Origin of the sequence: Bacillus sp. FCW2 (genome assembly GCF_021228595.1) — a bacterium.
Classification (GTDB): Bacteria; Bacillota; Bacilli; order Bacillales; family Bacillaceae; genus Bacillus; species Bacillus velezensis.
Genome location: NZ_CP089436.1, coordinates 4142969 through 4144184, shown reverse-complemented (window position 1 = coordinate 4144184; position 1216 = coordinate 4142969). Strand labels below are relative to the sequence as shown.

The following is a 1216-nucleotide window of genomic DNA, read 5'->3' as shown; positions in this document are numbered from 1 at the left end:
ATATCCTCGGATTTTAACCTGTTCATCTATTCTTCCTAGGTATTCCATCTCTCCGTTAGGCAGCCATCTCGCCAAATCTCCAGAGCGGTATAACTTCCCTTCGCCATATGGATTGTCGATAAACTTCTCCGCTGTTAATTCAGGCTGGTTTAGATAGCCTTTGGCTACTCCGTCTCCTGCGATGCATAGCTCACCAGGAACGCCTACACTACATAACTCCATCTCATTCAGTATATAGAGCTGCATATTGGCAATGGGATGTCCGATTCCTACACTTAAACCCTTATCTTTTTCGCTGGAATAGACATAGTCACAGCATCCTACGGTAGTCTCTGTAGGGCCATATTCGTTATGAATCTTGACCCTGTCTCCTAATAGCTTCTGCGTTTTCCATGCCGTATCTGTGGTGAACTCTTCTCCACCGACAATCAGCGTTTCTAAATTCGGTACATCTACGCCGTCTGCATAAGTTTCCAGCATTTTTAAATGGGACGGAGTAAGTTTAAGGAAAGTTACCCTGTTATCTTTGAATGATGCACGTAACCTTTCCTCCGCGTCTCCTCCCTTTAATAGAAGAGATCCACCACTAATCAGCGGTAAGAACAAGGAAGTTACGGAGAGGTCGAAACTTAAGCTTGTAATTAGTACCGTCGTACAAGCTTCTTTCTGGTACTCCTGATCTGCATACGACAAGTAATGATCCAAATTGCCTCGTGTAACCGCCACGCCTTTGGGCTTTCCTGTCGTTCCTGATGTGTAAATCACATAGGCGATGTCGCCCTTTTCAACAGCACACGCTGGATTTGTCTCCTTCTCGCCCAGATCTTCAAGATTCATAGAGATGAATGGGACTTCCGTTTCCAAAGTCTTCTCTCTTGTTAAGATGACCTTGGGTGCTGCATCGTTCAGAATATGCTCTATTCGTTCCTTCGGTGTTGCTGGATCAATCGGGACATAGGCGGCTCCACTCTTTAGCACGCCTAAAATGCCAATGATCGTTTCCGCTTCAAGGGAAGCCATGATGGCCACTCGATCATTGGGCTGAACACCTAACGAAATCAGTTCCCATGCCAAGGCATTGGCCTTTCGGTTGACTTCTCCATAACGAAGTACGCCCGTTTCGTATTCAATTACCGTCTTCTCAGGTGTCTGTTCCGCATGTTTCTCGAATCGTTCCACTGCCGTATGATGCTGTGCATACTCTATATGGGTATCG

General features: G+C 46.0%; 1 protein-coding gene. It reads right to left on the bottom strand.

Features of this window, described 5'->3' with window-relative positions; all coding sequences use genetic code 11:
- Nucleotides 1–1216: non-ribosomal peptide synthetase (locus K3G25_RS20565; protein WP_232489506.1), on the bottom strand; the 1216-nt coding region annotated here is incomplete at both ends.